13 protein-coding genes are annotated in these 15,292 nt (G+C 57.7%); 7 read left to right on the plus strand and 6 right to left on the minus strand.

The annotated features are described in order from the left end of the window. Nucleotides 1–13: 13 nt before the first annotated feature. From ACTJKV_RS17160 to ACTJKV_RS17185, 6 genes are all read right to left on the minus strand, one after another. Entirely contained in the window at nt 14–1,147 is a 1,134-nt protein-coding gene (locus ACTJKV_RS17160; protein WP_312804600.1) for a Gfo/Idh/MocA family protein, read from the minus strand. Nucleotides 1,148–1,269: 122 nt separating this feature from the next. Next, a complete protein-coding gene (locus ACTJKV_RS17165) occupies nt 1,270–2,031 on the minus strand; it encodes a sugar phosphate isomerase/epimerase family protein (protein ID WP_312804601.1) in 762 nt (253 codons plus the stop codon). Nucleotides 2,032–2,074: 43 nt separating this feature from the next. Then, nucleotides 2,075–3,163 (minus strand): ABC transporter ATP-binding protein, encoded by a 1,089-nt coding sequence (locus ACTJKV_RS17170; protein ID WP_312804602.1) that lies wholly within the window; start codon nt 3,161–3,163, stop codon nt 2,075–2,077. Between the two features lie 4 nt (nt 3,164–3,167). After that, nucleotides 3,168–4,109 carry a carbohydrate ABC transporter permease gene (locus tag ACTJKV_RS17175; protein ID WP_062424066.1) on the minus strand — a complete coding sequence of 314 codons (942 nt, stop codon included), beginning with the start codon at nt 4,107–4,109 and terminating at the stop codon, nt 3,168–3,170. Next, nucleotides 4,102–5,004 (minus strand): carbohydrate ABC transporter permease, encoded by a 903-nt coding sequence (locus tag ACTJKV_RS17180; protein WP_062424065.1) that lies wholly within the window; start codon nt 5,002–5,004, stop codon nt 4,102–4,104. The genes ACTJKV_RS17175 and ACTJKV_RS17180 overlap by 8 nt, the downstream gene beginning before the upstream one ends. 137 nt (nt 5,005–5,141) lie before the next feature. Next, nucleotides 5,142–6,377: an ABC transporter substrate-binding protein gene (locus ACTJKV_RS17185; protein ID WP_440599125.1), complete on the minus strand. Its 1,236-nt coding sequence runs from the start codon at nt 6,375–6,377 to the stop codon at nt 5,142–5,144. 654 nt (nt 6,378–7,031) lie between these two features. On the opposite strand from ACTJKV_RS17185, the gene ACTJKV_RS17190 reads away from it, so the two are divergent. The 7 genes from ACTJKV_RS17190 to ACTJKV_RS17220 form a co-directional block, all read left to right on the plus strand. Then, entirely contained in the window at nt 7,032–8,162 is a 1,131-nt protein-coding gene (locus ACTJKV_RS17190; RefSeq protein WP_440599126.1) for an HD-GYP domain-containing protein, read from the plus strand. Beyond that, on the plus strand, nt 8,159–8,470 hold the full coding sequence (locus tag ACTJKV_RS17195; RefSeq protein WP_062441850.1) for an STAS domain-containing protein: 312 nt from the start codon (nt 8,159–8,161) through the stop codon (nt 8,468–8,470). The genes ACTJKV_RS17190 and ACTJKV_RS17195 overlap by 4 nt, the downstream gene beginning before the upstream one ends. After that, nucleotides 8,471–8,839: a response regulator gene (locus ACTJKV_RS17200; protein ID WP_062424062.1), complete on the plus strand. Its 369-nt coding sequence runs from the start codon at nt 8,471–8,473 to the stop codon at nt 8,837–8,839. It abuts the gene before it with no gap. Further along, nucleotides 8,836–10,833, plus strand: coding sequence for a chemotaxis protein CheA (locus tag ACTJKV_RS17205; protein ID WP_438370804.1), 1,998 nt, complete (start codon nt 8,836–8,838; stop codon nt 10,831–10,833). The genes ACTJKV_RS17200 and ACTJKV_RS17205 overlap by 4 nt, the downstream gene beginning before the upstream one ends. Further along, complete coding sequence (locus ACTJKV_RS17210) at nt 10,830–11,372, plus strand: chemotaxis protein CheW (RefSeq protein ID WP_112519568.1); 543 nt, start codon at nt 10,830–10,832, stop codon at nt 11,370–11,372. The genes ACTJKV_RS17205 and ACTJKV_RS17210 overlap by 4 nt, the downstream gene beginning before the upstream one ends. A 174-nt stretch (nt 11,373–11,546) precedes the next feature. After that, a complete protein-coding gene (locus ACTJKV_RS17215; protein WP_440599127.1) occupies nt 11,547–13,361 on the plus strand; it encodes a methyl-accepting chemotaxis protein in 1,815 nt (604 codons plus the stop codon). A gap of 132 nt (nt 13,362–13,493) precedes the next feature. Beyond that, a partial coding sequence (locus ACTJKV_RS17220; protein ID WP_440599128.1) for a HAMP domain-containing methyl-accepting chemotaxis protein occupies nt 13,494–15,292 on the plus strand: 1,799 nt, incomplete at its 3' end.

A 15,292-nucleotide genomic window follows, 5' to 3' on the forward strand; every position in this document is an offset into this window, starting at 1 on the left:
AGTGCCGCCGATGTTATCGCAGCAGTGACTGCGCTTCTTCGATGCCAAGCGCTGCCGGCTGGGTGCAGGTAGTTGTCAGCTCGATGAAGCGGCCTTCTTCGCCGGATTTCAGGATCGAGGTCATAACGTCGATGCCGTGAAGCGAGCGCTCCAGTGAGCAGCGGGCGTCCCGGCCTTCGATCAGAGCCATCACCATATCGGCAAGGCCAGCAGTGCGGTAATTGGCGCGCGGGCCGTTCGGGCTTTCCTGATTGGAAATACCGAAGGGATGCGTCCAGTCTTCGAGCGGCTTGATGTCCTTGTCGCGGCCGCTGGCTTCGACCACGCCACCAAAGAAGTTGGGGTCGGGCACGTAGATGGAGCCCTCAGTGCCGTAAAGCTCCATATTGGCATGACGGTGCGACCAGACATCCCAGCTGGCAGACAGCGTGATGGTCGCGCCATTGACGAATTCCAGCAGCGCGTGGATGTTCGTGGGCGTCTCGACCGGAATGATCTCGCCGTTAAGCGGCTGGCTCGTCACCGTCCGGGTCGGGTTCGCCATGGAGGTCAAAGCGCCAACGCGCTTCACCGGACCGATGAGGTTGATCAGGTTGGCGATGTAATATGGGCCGAGATCGAGGATCGGACCGCCGCCCTTCAGGAAGAAAAAGCCGGGATTGGGGTGCCACATCTCCATACCGGGGCTCATCACATGGCATGTGCCCGAGGTGATGCGGCCGACGCCGCCTTCGTCGATGTGCTTGCGAGCCAACTGGTGTGCGCCGCCAAGGAAAGTGTCGGGCGCGCAACCGACGGCGAGGTTCTTTTCCTTCGCAATGCGACGCAATTCCTCGCCCTCTTCCAGGCTGAGCACGAGTGGCTTTTCCGAATAGACGTGCTTTCCGGCTTCCAAGATCGCCTTGGAGACTTCGAAATGCGCTGCCGGAATGGTGAGATTGACGACGACGTCGATCTCGTCATTCGCCAGCAGTTCCTCGATGGACTGCGCCTTGACGCCGAACTCTTCCGCACGCAGTTCTGCGGCGCTTCTGTTCAAGTCCGCGCAGGCCAGCACCTTCAAGCCTTTGAAGAGCGGAGACAGCGAGAAGTAGGTGGTTGAAATATTGCCGCATCCGATGATGCCGACGCCAAGTTCCTTGGCCATGATGGGTAACTCCGAAGTGGTCTTGATGATGGTATCCGGCCCACCGAATGTGAGCTTCGTTGGCCGGACACGCGTGAAAATACAGCGGCGATTGCGGCGAACTGGCGCTCACCGCAACGGTTTTAGTAGGTCTTGAAGGATTCGATGGAGCGTGTGATCAGGCGGTCAGCGTCGCTTGGATTGTCATGCTCGACCACGTAGTACTTCACGGCTGTCTTCTTCAGGGCCGCGACAAGACCCTTCCAGTCGACGGTTCCGTGCCCGACATCCGACCAGCCGTCTTCATTCTTGTTTTCGCCAGCCGGAGCAATGTCCTTGACGTGGACTGCGGTGATGCGCTTGCCATAGCTTTCGATCCAGGAAAAAGGATCGGCATTGCCACGGATAATCCAGGCGATATCGGCTTCCCATTCGAGATCAGGGCCGCCCGCAAGGATCTGCTCCTGTGGCGTGGAGCCGTCTTCCAAGGTCGCGAACTCGAAGTCGTGGTTGTGCCAACCGAAAGAAATGCCGGCATCGCGATAGGGCTTGCCTGCCTCCTGAAGTCGCTTGCCGAGGGCAAACCAGCCGGCGGCATCGCTGGGGCGCTGATCAGGCATGAGGTAGGGGCAATAGATCGCCTCGATACCAAGCGTCTTGGCGACCTTCAGCGACTGCTCGCGATCATTTTCCAGCATGTCGAGGCCGAAATGGCCCGTCGGCATGGTGAGACCATTGGCATCCAGATCGGCGCGAAGGCCTTTGAGTGCGGCCTCATCCATATTGGCATAGATCCCGCCAAAACCTTCGACATGGGAATAGCCTGCTGCAGACAGCTTCTTGAGGATATCGGAAAGCGGCGGGAAATTGCGCGCGCTGTAAAGTTGAAAGCCGAGTTTGGTCATATGTCTCTCCTGACATTTGGCTCGAATGGTGAAGATGAGAGGGTCAGATGCGGTCTTCCGTGCCCGCATCGAAAACGGATGCCATGGTCATGTCGAAACCGAGCTTGACCCTGGTTCCGGGCGCAAAACGCCTGTGGCCACCAACGCGCACCGATATCGTATGGCCTGCGTGTTTCAGCCAGATGAGGTTATCGGCACCCATCGGTTCTTCGATGTCGACCACGGCCTCATGCACCTCGCCGCTGATGATATCGGCGTCCACACGAATATGTTCGGGGCGAACGCCGAGAACCGCAGCTTTGCCGGCCGTCAGTGGTGCCAGGGCCTGATAACCGTCGAGGCTGAAGCTCACGCCATTCGTCACGAAGACGACCTGGCCGTCTTTTTCCGCCAATTCGCCACGCAGGAAGTTCATCGACGGCGAGCCGATGAAGCCTGCGACGAAGAGGTTCTTCGGACGGTTGTAGATCGAGACCGGATCATCAAGCTGCTGGATGACGCCGGCTTTCATGATGGCGATACGGTCGGCCAAGGTCAGCGCTTCGATCTGGTCGTGCGTCACATAGATCATCGTGTTCTTCAGCGCCTGGTGCAGGCGCTTGATTTCCACACGCAGTTCGGAGCGCAGCTTGGCGTCGAGGTTGGACAGTGGCTCGTCGAAGAGGAACACATCCACGTCGCGCACCAATGCACGGCCGATCGCCACACGCTGGCGCTGACCGCCGGAAAGTTCGGCAGGCTTGCGCTTCAAAAGAGGCTCGATCTGCAAAATGCCCGCGGCTCTTTTGACGCGACGATCGATCTCGTCCTTCGGCACTTTCGCAACCTGCAAGCCGAAGGACAGGTTCTTCTCCACCGTCATCTGCGGATAGAGCGCATAGGATTGAAAGACCATGCCGATGCCACGATCCTTCGGCTCTTCCCAGGTGACGTTGCGATCCTTGATGAAGATCTGGCCTTCGGTCGGCTCCAGAAGTCCGGCGATGCAATTGAGCAGGGTAGACTTACCACAGCCGGAGGAGCCGAGAAGAACGAGAAACTCGCCGTCATAGATATCGAGATTGAGCGTGGACAGCACGTTGACCGCGCCGAACGACAGAGACAAATCCCGAATGGAAACGCTTTTATTCATGAACTTACCCTTTGACTGCGCCTGCGGCGATGCCGCGCACAAAAAGTCGGCCTGAAACGAAGTAAACGAAAAGAGGAACGGCCCCCGTCAGCAGCGTTGCAGCCATGTTGACGTTGTATTCCTTCACGCCCTGGACCGAGTTGACGATGTTGTTCAGCTGAACGGTCATCGGATAGTATTCAGGCCTTGTGAACACGACGCCGAAGAGGAAGTCGTTCCAGATGCCCGTGACCTGAAGGATCATGGCGACGACGAAGATCGGCATCGACATGGGCAGCATGATGCGGAAATAGATCTGCCAGAAATTGGCGCCATCGATGCGCGCGGCTTTGAAGAGCTCTTCCGGCAGCCCCGCGAAATAGTTGCGGAACAGCAGGGTCAGGATGGGCATGCCGAAAATGGTATGAACCATGATGAGACCCGTCAGCGTGCCATAAATGCCCATTTCACGCAGCACGATGACGATCGGATAGATCATGACCTGATAGGGAATGAAGGCACCAATGATCAGGACCGAGAAGAAGAACTCAGAACCCTTGAACTTCCAGTTCGCCAGCGCATAGCCACTGATTGAGGCAATCAGGATCGAGACGATGGTGGACGGGATCATAATGCGCACGGAATTCCAGAAGCCGCGGGAAAGCCCGTCGCAATTAAGCCCGGTGCAGGCATTCGCCCAGGCCTTGACCCACGGCTCGAAGGTAATCTCCACCGGCGGCGCGAAGATGTTGCCGAGTCGGATCTCCGGCATGCCCTTCAGCGACGTCACAACCATCACGTAGAGCGGCAGGAGATAATAAAGCGCTGCGACGATCAGCGTGCCGTAAAGGATGATGTTTCGGCGCGACAGTCTCTTGCGAGGTTTACGACCGCGAGGTCCGCTCAACTGATCCGAGACGGCATCTGCACCGGCAGCGACGGTATTGAGAGTGCTGATGTTAGCCACGCTTGCGCCCTCCGAATTCAAGATAGGCCCATGGGACGATAATGATGGCAACGGTGAGCAGCATCATGGTGGAGGCGGCAAAGCCCTGCCCCAGGTTCTGGGCCTGGAACATGTAGTCATAGACGTATTTCGCCGGCACTTCCGAGGCGATGCCCGGACCGCCGCTCGTCTGCGCCACGACGAGGTCGTAGACCTTGACGATGCCGCTGGCGATAATGACAAGCGTCGTGATGAAGACGGGCCGCATCATCGGAATGACGATCAGCAGGTAGGTCTTCCACATGGGAATGCCGTCCACACGCGCCGCCTTCCAGATATCCTCGTCGATGCCGCGAAGCCCCGCGAGCATCAGGCACATGACGAGGCCCGTACCCTGCCAGAGCGCGGCGATCAGGATGCCGTAGATCACGATCTGCGAATTATACAGCGGATCGAAGGTGAAGCTTTCCCAGCCGAGCGAACGCACGACCGACTGAATGCCGAATTCCGGGTTGAGCAGCCACTGCCAGACGAGGCCCGTCACGATGAAGGACAGGGCAAAGGGATAAAGGAAGATCGTTCTGAACGTATTTTCGAACCGGATCTTCTGGTCCATAAGTGCGGCCAGCAGAAAGCCGATCACCAGGCTGAAAATCAGGGACAGGATGCCGTAAATGGCCAGGTTCTGGATCGATATGATCCAGCGCGGTGCGGCCCACAGACGCTCATACTGATCAAAGCCGACAAAGGTCGTCCTTGGCAGGAGCTTGGAGTTGGTAAAGGAATAAACGACGGTCCAGATCGTGCCGCCCAGGAAAATGACCATGGAGGTCAAGATCAGGGGGATGGAAGCAATCTTCGAGTTCAGATTGCGAAACAGCTGGTTTGGACGTCCAGAATGGCTCTTTACGGCCATATGCCCTCCTATCAATCGTTGCTCCGGACATCTGTTGAGCAATATCCGAAAGATATCTCGACGAGCGCTTGCCTGCGCACTCATGAGGTTTCGCGGCATCGGCGGGATTTGGCCCGCCGATGACTTGCGATTGATAATCAGTCCGCCGAAGAAATGATGTCAGCGAAGCGCTTCTGCGCCTGCTCAGCGGTCAGCGATTCATTGGCGAAGAACTCCGCCATCAGGTCTTCCTTCTGCTTCTGCGAGTCAGCGGAAATCAGCTGGTCGGTGCTGGTGAGGGCGTTGCCCTTGGCGAGAATGGCAAGACCCTTCTTCATGCAGTCGTTCGCCGCATTGAGATCGACGTCCCCGCGGATCGGCAGCGAGCCCTTCTTCAAGTTGAAAGCAACCTGCGTCTTCGGATCGACGATGGTTTCGGCCAGCACTTCCTGCGCCTTGGACTTGGCTTCGTCCTTCAAGAGCGGAAAGTAGAAGGCATCGCCACCGGTCGTCAGATATTCGTTGAGACCAAGACCCGGCAGGCAGGAATAATCTGTGCCGGCCTTTTGACCTGCCAGCTGGAACTCACCCTGCGCCCAGTCACCCATGACCTGGCCGCCGGCCTTGCCGGTGATGACCATGTTGGTGGCCTGGTTCCAGTCCTGAACATTGGAGCCCCTGGCAAGCTTGCGAGCGGCATCGGCGGCAGCGAAAATCTTCGCCATTTCCGGTCCGGCTGCAGCTTCCGCATCCTTGTCCTTGTAAACCTTCTCGTAGAGATCCTTGCCGCCGAGTGACAGAACAAGCGTATCGAACAGGCCGTTCGCCTGCCATGCCTGACCACCAAGCGCCAGAGGCTGGATACCGGCCTTCTGCAACGCAGGACCAGCCGCAATAAATTCATTCCAGTTCTTCGGAACCTCGACGCCGGCCTTCTTGAAGGCCGCATTGGAGAGCCACAGCCACTGCCAGGAGTGGATGTTCACCGGCGCGCAGTAGATCTTGCCGTCGATGGTGCAGCTGTCGAGCAGGCTTGCCGGCTTGATCACATCTTTCCAGTTGCCTTTCGTGGCAACGTCGGTGAGATCGCGCATCAGACCGGCCTGAACAAGCTCTTCAGCCTGGCGTCCGTGGTTGAACTGCGTGGCACCCATGGGGTCGCCGCCGGTGATACGGCTGATCATGATCGGGCGGGCAGTGCCGCCGGAGCCCGCAATCGCGCCATCCACCCACTTGTTTCCGGTTGCATCAAATGCCTTGGCAAGCTCGGCCACGGCAGCAGCTTCGCCGCCCGATGTCCACCAATGCGTTACTTCAAGATCCGTCGCTGCGGCTATACCCGCCGGCAGAATAACACTTGCCGCCAAAGCGGTCAGGATAGAACGAATGCGCATGAGTCTCCTCCCTCACTGAAACGTTGCCGTAAGACCGTATGCGAATCATATTGGTTGCGCAACTGGGCAAGACGCGAAATTTTAACTTTCTAAAAATGCAATTATATTCAATTATTTAACTCGAAAATCACTGGATGAATCAGCAGGATTTGGGAGGAATGAGGCTTCCTTCGCCGGGGAGCCTACGTTTTCCCCCACTCGTCGCTGAACGCAAAAACTTCATAGGCCACGTCAAACATTAAAATATATAAATAAATAAAAAATCGCTTTAAATATGAAATATTACTCATGTATATTTGACCTTCCCCTTGGTCCTTTTTCACTTCGTACATTTTTTACTAGGCTGGCGGAGACGCATATTCCTTATATTAAATACAGACTCATCTTATTCTATTTATTGATCTTTTTCTTTTAGAAATAAAAAACCATGGCGCCCGGGTTTTAACGCGCCCTTAACCATCGTTCTATTAAATAGATTTTGACAACCGTGGCCCGATTGCGTGTTCTAACGACATTTTCGGCCTGCATGCGGCGGTCGCAATGGGCGCATGACGCAAGCCCGGTTTTCCAAATGTCCTCATCATCATGAACGCCCGCTTCGGCCTCAAAACCGGAGAACGGAATGCTGTTCCCTGCCGAATGCCTGGAGCCACGGTGAAGGTAGTACTCGTAGACGATAGCCGGTCCGCACTCTTTGCTCTTCAATCATCTCTGAGCAATATTGAAGGTATTGAACTTATTCCATTTATGGCGCCGGAGGCGGCGCTAACCTATTGCCTCGCCAATCCTGTGGATCTGATCTTCATCGACTACATGATGCCTGGCCATACGGGCATCGATGTAATCAAAACGTTGAAACAATCGCCCGACTACGACCTTGTGCCGATCGTCATGGTGACAGCGGAACGCCAGCGCGAAGTCCTGATTGCCGCAATCGAGGCGGGCGCTACCGAGTTTGTATCAAAGCCGTTTGACGCAATCGAGCTTCAGGCCCGCGCGACCAATCTACTGCAACTGCGTAAGGCCCATCTCGAAATCTCGCGCCAGGCGATGCGGCTCGAGGAAGAGGTCGCTCACGCGACCCAGGAACTGGTTGCGCGCGAAGAAGAAATCATATGGCGCCTTGCAAGGGCGATCGAGTTTCGCGATGGCGCAACCGGCGACCACATCTCGCGTGTGGCGAAGATAAGCCAATTGATTGCCGCCGATCTCGGCCTCGACAAAGAAACGTGCCGGATGATCTATCTCGTGGCGCCGCTTCACGATGTCGGCAAGATCGGCATTGCCGACTGCATTTTGCAGAAGCCGGGCAAACTCGATGACAACGAAATTGCGGAAATGCGCAAGCACGTGGAGTTCGGCGTCAGCATGCTGGGCGACGGCACATCGCGTCTTCTGCAGATCGCCGAGGCGATCGCAGGTGGCCACCACGAGAAGTGGGATGGCACAGGATACCCGAAGGGCATCAAGGGTACGGACATTCCGCTTGTCGCCAGGATCGTCGCCGTCGCAGATGTCTTCGAAGCGCTTTGCACTCAACGCCCCTATAAAAAGGCATGGGAGATCGAGGCTGCTCGCAACCACATCCTTGAAAACAGCGGGCTACACTTCGATCCCGACTGTGTCGCAGCATTCGATCGGCAGTGGCCGGCCATCCAGACATTGATGACAAATGGCAGCAAGGCGCAGGTCGAACCGCCAGCGCTGGCAGCCAGCCTCATCGACACACTCTCCCTTTCTCCCGAAGGGCGCGTTCAAACCGAAAACACCCAGGAAAGCCGATGACCCCTGAAACAGTCACTCTTCCGTCATCCCTGTCGATCAGGGGGATCACCGCGATTCACGAGACCCTGCTTTCCGCATTTCAGGAAAGCAGCGCCGTCGTGCTGGACATCCCCGAGGACGCATCGGTCGATCTGAGCTTCGTTCAGCTCGTCGAGTCGTCCCGTCTTTACGCCCGTGAGCAGGGCAAATTCATCACTTTGAAGAAGCCAGCCGGCAAAAGCGTCGTGGAAACGCTGGGACGCGCTGGTTTTCTTGAGAACATGGACGAGGCTTCGCGCCTCTTCTGGCTGCATGGAAAGGACATTTAAATGAGCGCCAACATTCTTACCGTGGACGATTCCGCAAGCATTCGCATGACGACGAAGATCGCCCTCACCAATGCCGGTTACCAGGTAACCGAAGCTGTAGACGGGGCTGACGGACTTGCGAAAGCAAAGAGCGCTCCCTTCGACCTCATCGTCACCGACCTCAACATGCCGAACATGAATGGTCTGGAGATGATCGAGGCGCTGCGCCAGTCGCCAGCCCATACCGGCGTGCCGATCATCTTCCTGACGACCGAATCCGATGCCGACATGAAGGCGCGCGCCAAGGCAGCCGGCGCCACGGGTTGGGTTACCAAGCCTTTCGACCCGGAAAACCTCGTGAAGATTGTCAGAAAGGTACTTGGTAAATGACGCTGCTGGACCCAATTCAGGTTTTCAGGACGGAGGCCGCCGAGCTTTTCGAGCAGATCGAAAGCGGGCTTCTCGACCTTTTGCATGATCTATCCAATCAAAGTCAGATTGATGCCGTGTTTCGCGGTCTGCATACCTTAAAAGGGTCCGGCGCAATGTTCGGCTTCGAGGCACTCGCTGCCTTTACCCATCACTGCGAGACGGCCTTCGACCGTGTTCGCAAGGGCGAAGTTCCTGCCACCAGCGAGTTGATCGCTGCCGTTCTGGAAGCCCAGGACCACATGCGCCGGTTGGTGGACAACCCTGCAACTGCTTTTCCTGAAACCGGCGATCGGTTGCTGGCCAAGTTGCAGGCTGCTGTCGGCGAAGGCTCTGGTAAGAAGGCCGTTGCCCAGTCGGCTCCGAAGGCGACAGCTGCTGTTCCGGCGCCAAAAACCACTGGCGCGACGTGGACGATCACCTTCCGTCTTCCTGAGAACGCGATGGCGAATGGCACCAACCCACTCGGCCTGCTCAACGAGCTGGCTGAGCTTGGCGAATGCATCATCGTCGCAAACACAGGCGCCATTCCTCCTCTGGGGGAAATCGATCCCACGCAGCTTTATGTCGGCTGGTCTGTGACCTTGACGACAGAACAGCCCCGTTCCGCCATCGATGACGTCTTCATCTTCGTCATGGACGATATGGAGCTTGAGATCACGCAGGTGGAAGACACCACCGCTTCCCAGGAAATCGTGCCCCCGCCGGCACCTGTCGAAGAAGCCGCCAAGGCCAATCCGCAGCTTGTTCAGGCGGCCACCGATGGCAAGCAGGGAAGAGCCGCTGAGAATGTGCGTGTCCCGGCTGAACGGCTCGATGAATTGATGGACCGCGTCGGCGAGCTTGTCATCGCCCAGTCGCGTCTGTCGCAGCTCGCCAACACCAGCGTCGACATTCACCTTCGTGCCGTCTCCGAAGATGTGGAGCGGCTTTCGGGCGAGCTTCGCGACACGATGATGGTGCTTCGCATGGTGCCGATCGCCCAGCTCTTCAGCCGCTTCCGCCGCCTGACGCATGATCTGGCGCGCGAAACCGGCAAGCAGATCGAGCTGATCACCGAGGGCGAAAGCACTGAAGTCGACAAGGCCGTGATCGAACGGCTTGCCGATCCACTCGTCCACCTTGTTCGCAACTCCTGCGATCACGGCCTGGAAACACCGGAAGAGCGCATAGCCGCCGGCAAGGACCCGGTCGGACATGTTTCACTTGTCGCGCGCCAAACCGGTGGGGATGTCATCATCACCATCAAGGACGACGGTCGTGGCATCAACCGCGAGCGGGTTCGTGCCAAGGCGGAATCCTCAGGGCTCGTGGCCCCGGGCGCAACCCTGACAGATCAAGAACTCCTGCAGATGATCTTCGAGCCAGGCTTCTCGACGGCAGCCCAGGTTACGAACCTTTCCGGCCGCGGCGTCGGCATGGATGTCGTCAAGAAGACGATCGAGGCGCTGCGCGGTACGATCAACATCACCAGCGCACCGGGTGCTGGCTCGGAAGTATCGCTCGCCATTCCGCTGACCCTTGCCATTATCGACGGTCTACTCGTTCGCGTCGGTCATGGCTGCTACGTCATACCGCTCTCGGCAGTCGAAGAGTGCCTGGAACTGTCGCCGGAAGACGACGTCAAATCTCGCGGTCGCTCGTTCATTTCGCTGCGTGAAAGCCTGGTGCCGTTCATCCGTCTGCGTGAGCTTTTCCAGAGCGGCACGAAGCCGGACCAGTTCCAGAAGGTGGTGGTCATTTCCACCGGGTCGGAACGTGTGGGTCTCGTCGTCGACCAGATCATCGGCGATCACCAGACCGTCATCAAAGCCATGTCCAAGCTGCACCACGATGTTGCGACCTTCTCGGGCGCCACCATCCTTGGAGACGGCAGCGTCGCTCTCATTCTCGACGTCGCACATCTGGTTGCGGCAGGCCAGCAACAGGAGGCGCAGATGCGCATTGCCGGATGAACCAGCCGCTTTTGAAACAGCCCGTAGACTTCTGGGCCGAACGCCAAGACATTGAAGTTCTGACATTTTCGATCGAAGGCGAGACCTTCGCCATCGAGGCCGCACAGGTTCAGGAAATCCTCGACCTTCTGCCTGAAACGGCCGTTCCGGGCGCCAAGGCTTTCGTGTCGAGCGTCATCAATTTTCGCGGCAAGGTCATTCCGCTGGCGGACATCCGTCTCGCCTTCGGCATGCATGCGGCGGAGAAGACCATCGACAGCCGCATCATCGTCATCGAGGTTTCGCTGGAAGGTGAACAGACGCTGGTCGGGCTTAGAACCGACAAGGTCTACGAAGTGACGACCTTTTCCAAGTCCGCCAGCGAGGCGCCGCCCAGCGTCGGGATGCGGTGGCGACCCGACTACATCAACTGCCTGATCAAGCGCGGGGCCGAGTTCGTCATCATGCCGAACCTGATCGCGATTTTCTCGGCGCAGCGAGAAAGCTTGCCCGGAAAGATCAGCGCGCAGGGCAATGTCGTGGAACTTGGAAAGGCATGACGTCCGCGACGTCGACAGGGACCGACGATTAAGCGGGCGCCGAAAGGCGTGAATGACACTTTCCCTGCGCCCAACCGGACGCGTGGAAGCTAACGAGACGGCACACCGAAAGAAAATGGATCTTTCGGGTCAGCAAACACCTGATGCGCCTTGCGCATTACTTGAGGGGGCAAAATGCGATTTACGATTAAACTCAAACTGACGCTGGCATTCGGCATTATCCTGATGGTTCTTGCTGGCTTGTCGTTCTACAGCATCAACAGCCTTGGCACGGTCAATCAAGCGATCGGCGAACTGGCAAACGGCCCGGAGAAGCGCCTGCAATACGCGCTCCAGATCGATCGCAATCTCTCTGAAATCATTCGCCAGCAGAAGAACGCGCTGCTCGAAAGCGGTGCTGACGGTACCGCTCGCTACATGAAAATCGCGGATGATCTGACGACAACGACCCTCGACCTGGGCCGCACCGGCCTGTCGCAGGCTTCGGAACAGGGCAGGCCTTACTGGGCTGCCGTGATCGAGAACTTCGAGAAGTTCGACGGAGAGTCCGTAAAGTTGAAGGACCTCTTGGCAGCTGGGAACAAGCAGAGTGCCATTGAATTCTCGAACGGTCAGATGCGTGCTCTCGCACTGACCATCGGTACGAACACCAAAGACCTCGTGCGTGTTCAGCTCGAACGGGTCGACACGATGCTTGCCGGCAGCCAGGCGACCTATGAGCAGGTTCGTCTGATCTTGATCATCGCAGTCGCATCGGCAGTTCTCGGAAGCCTGATCATTGCAACCTGGATTGCGCTCGGGATCAACACAGGCTTGCGCAAGATCATGACGGTTGCTGAAGCTGTTGCGGTTGGCGATCTCGACAAGAATGTCGAAATCAAGACCAACGATGAGATCAAGGACCTTGTCGAACGCATCAATGTGATGACGGCCAACCTGCGCAATACGGCCAGTGTGGCAAACCAGATTTCCGACGGCGACCTGACCGTTACGCCAAAACCACTGTCGGACAAGGACACCCTTGGTATCTCGCTCGAAAAGATGGTCGAACGCCTGCGTGGTGTCGTCGGCGATGCGCTGGCCGCAGCCGACAACGTCTCCTCCGGCAGCCAGGAACTGTCGTCGTCTTCCGAGCAGTTGTCGCAGGGTGCAACCGAACAGGCCTCCTCCGCAGAAGAAGCCTCCGCTTCGATGGAAGAAATGGCAGCCAACATCAAGCAGAACGCAGACAACGCAGCCCAGACCGAGAAGATCGCGCGTCAGTCCTCCAAGGATGCCGAGGCCAGCGGTGAAGCCGTCGGCCGTGCTGTGGTCGCCATGCGCACCATTGCCGATAAGATCTCCATCGTCCAGGAAATCGCGCGTCAAACCGATCTTCTGGCACTGAACGCTGCTGTCGAAGCCGCACGCGCCGGTGAACATGGCAAGGGCTTTGCCGTCGTCGCCTCCGAAGTGCGCAAGCTGGCAGAACGCAGCCAGGCCGCAGCCGCTGAAATCTCCTCCCTCTCTGGTGAGACGGTTCAGGTCGCAACCGAAGCTGGCGAAATGCTGAACCGCCTGGTTCCAGATATCCGCAAGACGGCGGAACTGGTCTCGGAAATCTCTGCCGCTTGCCGCGAGCAGGATATTGGTGCCAGCCAGATCAACGAGGCGATCCAGCAGCTCGACAAGGTGACGCAGCAGAACTCCGGTGCTTCCGAAGAGATGTCCGCCACCTCGGAAGAACTGGCCGCACAGGCCGAAGAGCTTCAGGCTAGCATCGCCTTCTTCAAGGTGGAGCGTGCCAATACAAACGGTCGCCCCGCCCCGGCTCGCGCAGCGGCTCCCTCGGTCGCGCACCGTCCTGCGGCAAAATCGGCTGCCCCGATTCGTCGCCCTGCCCCGTCGCAATCCGTCCACGCCCAGCAGGCCCGCGCCAACGGCTTCGCACTCGACATGTCGATGGGTGGTCCGGACGATAGCGATCGTGAGTTCAGAGAGAGCGCCTAAAACATCCGGGAAGCCTGCGACCAACGACGCGCAGGCTACTCGCCCTTATATCATCTGCCATTCCCGAACAGCCTTCACTCCCCAGTGCCAACCCATTTGTGGTGGATCGGCATATCCAAGGACGCCATCAAGATGCGATTTACGATTAAGCTCAAACTTGCACTTGCTTTTGCTCTCATCATCCTGCTGTCGGCAGGCATGGCGGGCATGGCAATTACTCAACTTTCATCCCTCAATGCTGCAGTAACAGATATCGTCCAAGGCCCCGCTGCCAACCTACGCAACTCAAGCGATCTCTCCGACGCTATCCTAAATGCGATTGCCAACGAGAAGAGCGCGGCACTGAATGAAGACGCTGCTCGCATCTCAACTTATGTCGACGCCGCCCGCACCGACCGTGCAAAAATTGGACAGATTATTGCGACGCTGGAAAAAGAGACAAATCCAGCAATTCATGCGAAGGTGACGGAACTGAAGGCTGCGGTTCCTGCGTGGGAAAAGCTGCAGGAAGAAGTACTCCGCCTTGCAACCATCAACACGCCTGAAAGCAATCGCCAAGCCGGTGCTATCTCCATGGGAGACGGCGAAAAAGCCACGAAGGCTCTGCTGACCACTCTGGAAAGCCTGAACAACGAAATCGCTGCTGACCTGAAGGCGACAGATGAAGCGACCAACGAGGAATATGACACCTCGCGTACGATCCTCATCAGCGTCGTTGCAGCGATCATCATTCTGTCGATCCTGATCGCTACATGGATTGCGCTTGGTATCAACAAGGGATTGCAGCAGGCGATCCGTGCTTCTCGCGCCGTTGCGCTTGGCGACCTTGATCAGGACATCGCAATCAAGAGCAATGACGAGATCAAGGATCTCGTCGACAGCATGAACGTGATGACGACCAACCTGCGCGCCACGGCAGCGGTTGCAAACAACATTGCGGAAGGTGATCTTTCCCAAGACGTGAAGCCGCTCTCCGACAAGGACCGCCTGGGTATCGCCATGAGCAACATGGTTGTGAATCTCCGCGCGACCGCCGATGTTGCCGGTACGATCGCCTCGGGTGATCTGTCCAAGGACGTGAAGCCTCTGTCGGATAGGGATACGCTGGGCAACGCCATGCTGCACATGGTCACAAACCTGCGCGAAACGGCAACGGTCGCAAATAAGATCGCAGAAGGCGATCTGACTGTTACGCCGAAGCCGCTCTCGAACCAGGACACGCTCGGCATTGCTCTTCAGTCAATGGTCGAACGCCTGCGCGGCGTCGTCGGTGACGCGCTTGCCGCAGCCGATAACGTCTCCTCCGGCAGCCAAGAACTGTCTTCGTCTTCCGAGCAACTGTCTCAGGGCGCAACCGAACAGGCATCCTCTGCCGAAGAAGCCTCCGCTTCGATGGAAGAGATGGCCGCCAACATCAAGCAGAACGCGGACAACGCGGCCCAGACCGAGAAGATCGCTCGCCAGTCCTCCAAGGATGCAGAGGCAAGCGGTGAAGCCGTCGGCCGTGCTGTCGTCGCCATGCGCACGATTGCGCAGAAGATTTCCATCGTTCAGGAAATCGCACGTCAGACCGACCTTCTGGCACTGAATGCCGCTGTTGAAGCCGCGCGAGCCGGTGAGCATGGCAAGGGCTTCGCCGTCGTCGCCTCCGAAGTGCGCAAGCTGGCAGAACGCAGCCAGGCGGCAGCCGCTGAAATCTCCTCGCTCTCCGGCGAGACGGTTCAGGTCGCGACCGAAGCCGGCGAAATGCTGAACCGTCTGGTTCCAGATATTCGCAAGACCGCGGAACTGGTTTCGGAGATCTCTGCCGCATGCCGCGAACAGGATATCGGAGCAAGTCAGATCAACGAAGCAATCCAGCAGCTCGACAAGGTGACGCAGCAGAACTCAGGTGCTTCCGAAGAAGTCTCTGCCACGTCCGAAGAACTGGC

It is taken from the genome of Agrobacterium sp. 22117 (assembly GCF_052045735.1).
Lineage (GTDB): Bacteria > Pseudomonadota > Alphaproteobacteria > Rhizobiales > Rhizobiaceae > Agrobacterium > Agrobacterium cavarae.

Bases quoted from the DNA above. Each gene is read 5' to 3' on its own strand.
- ACTJKV_RS17185 (WP_440599125.1), bottom strand. From the start codon at position 6,377: ATGCGCATTCGTTCTATCCTGACCGCTTTGGCGGCAAGTGTTATTCTG.
- ACTJKV_RS17195 (WP_062441850.1), top strand. From the start codon at position 8,159: ATGACCCCTGAAACAGTCACTCTTCCGTCATCCCTGTCGATCAGGGGG.
- ACTJKV_RS17180 (WP_062424065.1), bottom strand. From the start codon at position 5,004: ATGGCCGTAAAGAGCCATTCTGGACGTCCAAACCAGCTGTTTCGCAAT.
- ACTJKV_RS17215 (WP_440599127.1), top strand. From the start codon at position 11,547: ATGCGATTTACGATTAAACTCAAACTGACGCTGGCATTCGGCATTATC.
- ACTJKV_RS17160 (WP_312804600.1), bottom strand. From the start codon at position 1,147: ATGGCCAAGGAACTTGGCGTCGGCATCATCGGATGCGGCAATATTTCA.
- ACTJKV_RS17170 (WP_312804602.1), bottom strand. From the start codon at position 3,163: ATGAATAAAAGCGTTTCCATTCGGGATTTGTCTCTGTCGTTCGGCGCG.
- ACTJKV_RS17205 (WP_438370804.1), top strand. From the start codon at position 8,836: ATGACGCTGCTGGACCCAATTCAGGTTTTCAGGACGGAGGCCGCCGAG.
- ACTJKV_RS17200 (WP_062424062.1), top strand. From the start codon at position 8,471: ATGAGCGCCAACATTCTTACCGTGGACGATTCCGCAAGCATTCGCATG.
- ACTJKV_RS17210 (WP_112519568.1), top strand. From the start codon at position 10,830: ATGAACCAGCCGCTTTTGAAACAGCCCGTAGACTTCTGGGCCGAACGC.
- ACTJKV_RS17165 (WP_312804601.1), bottom strand. From the start codon at position 2,031: ATGACCAAACTCGGCTTTCAACTTTACAGCGCGCGCAATTTCCCGCCG.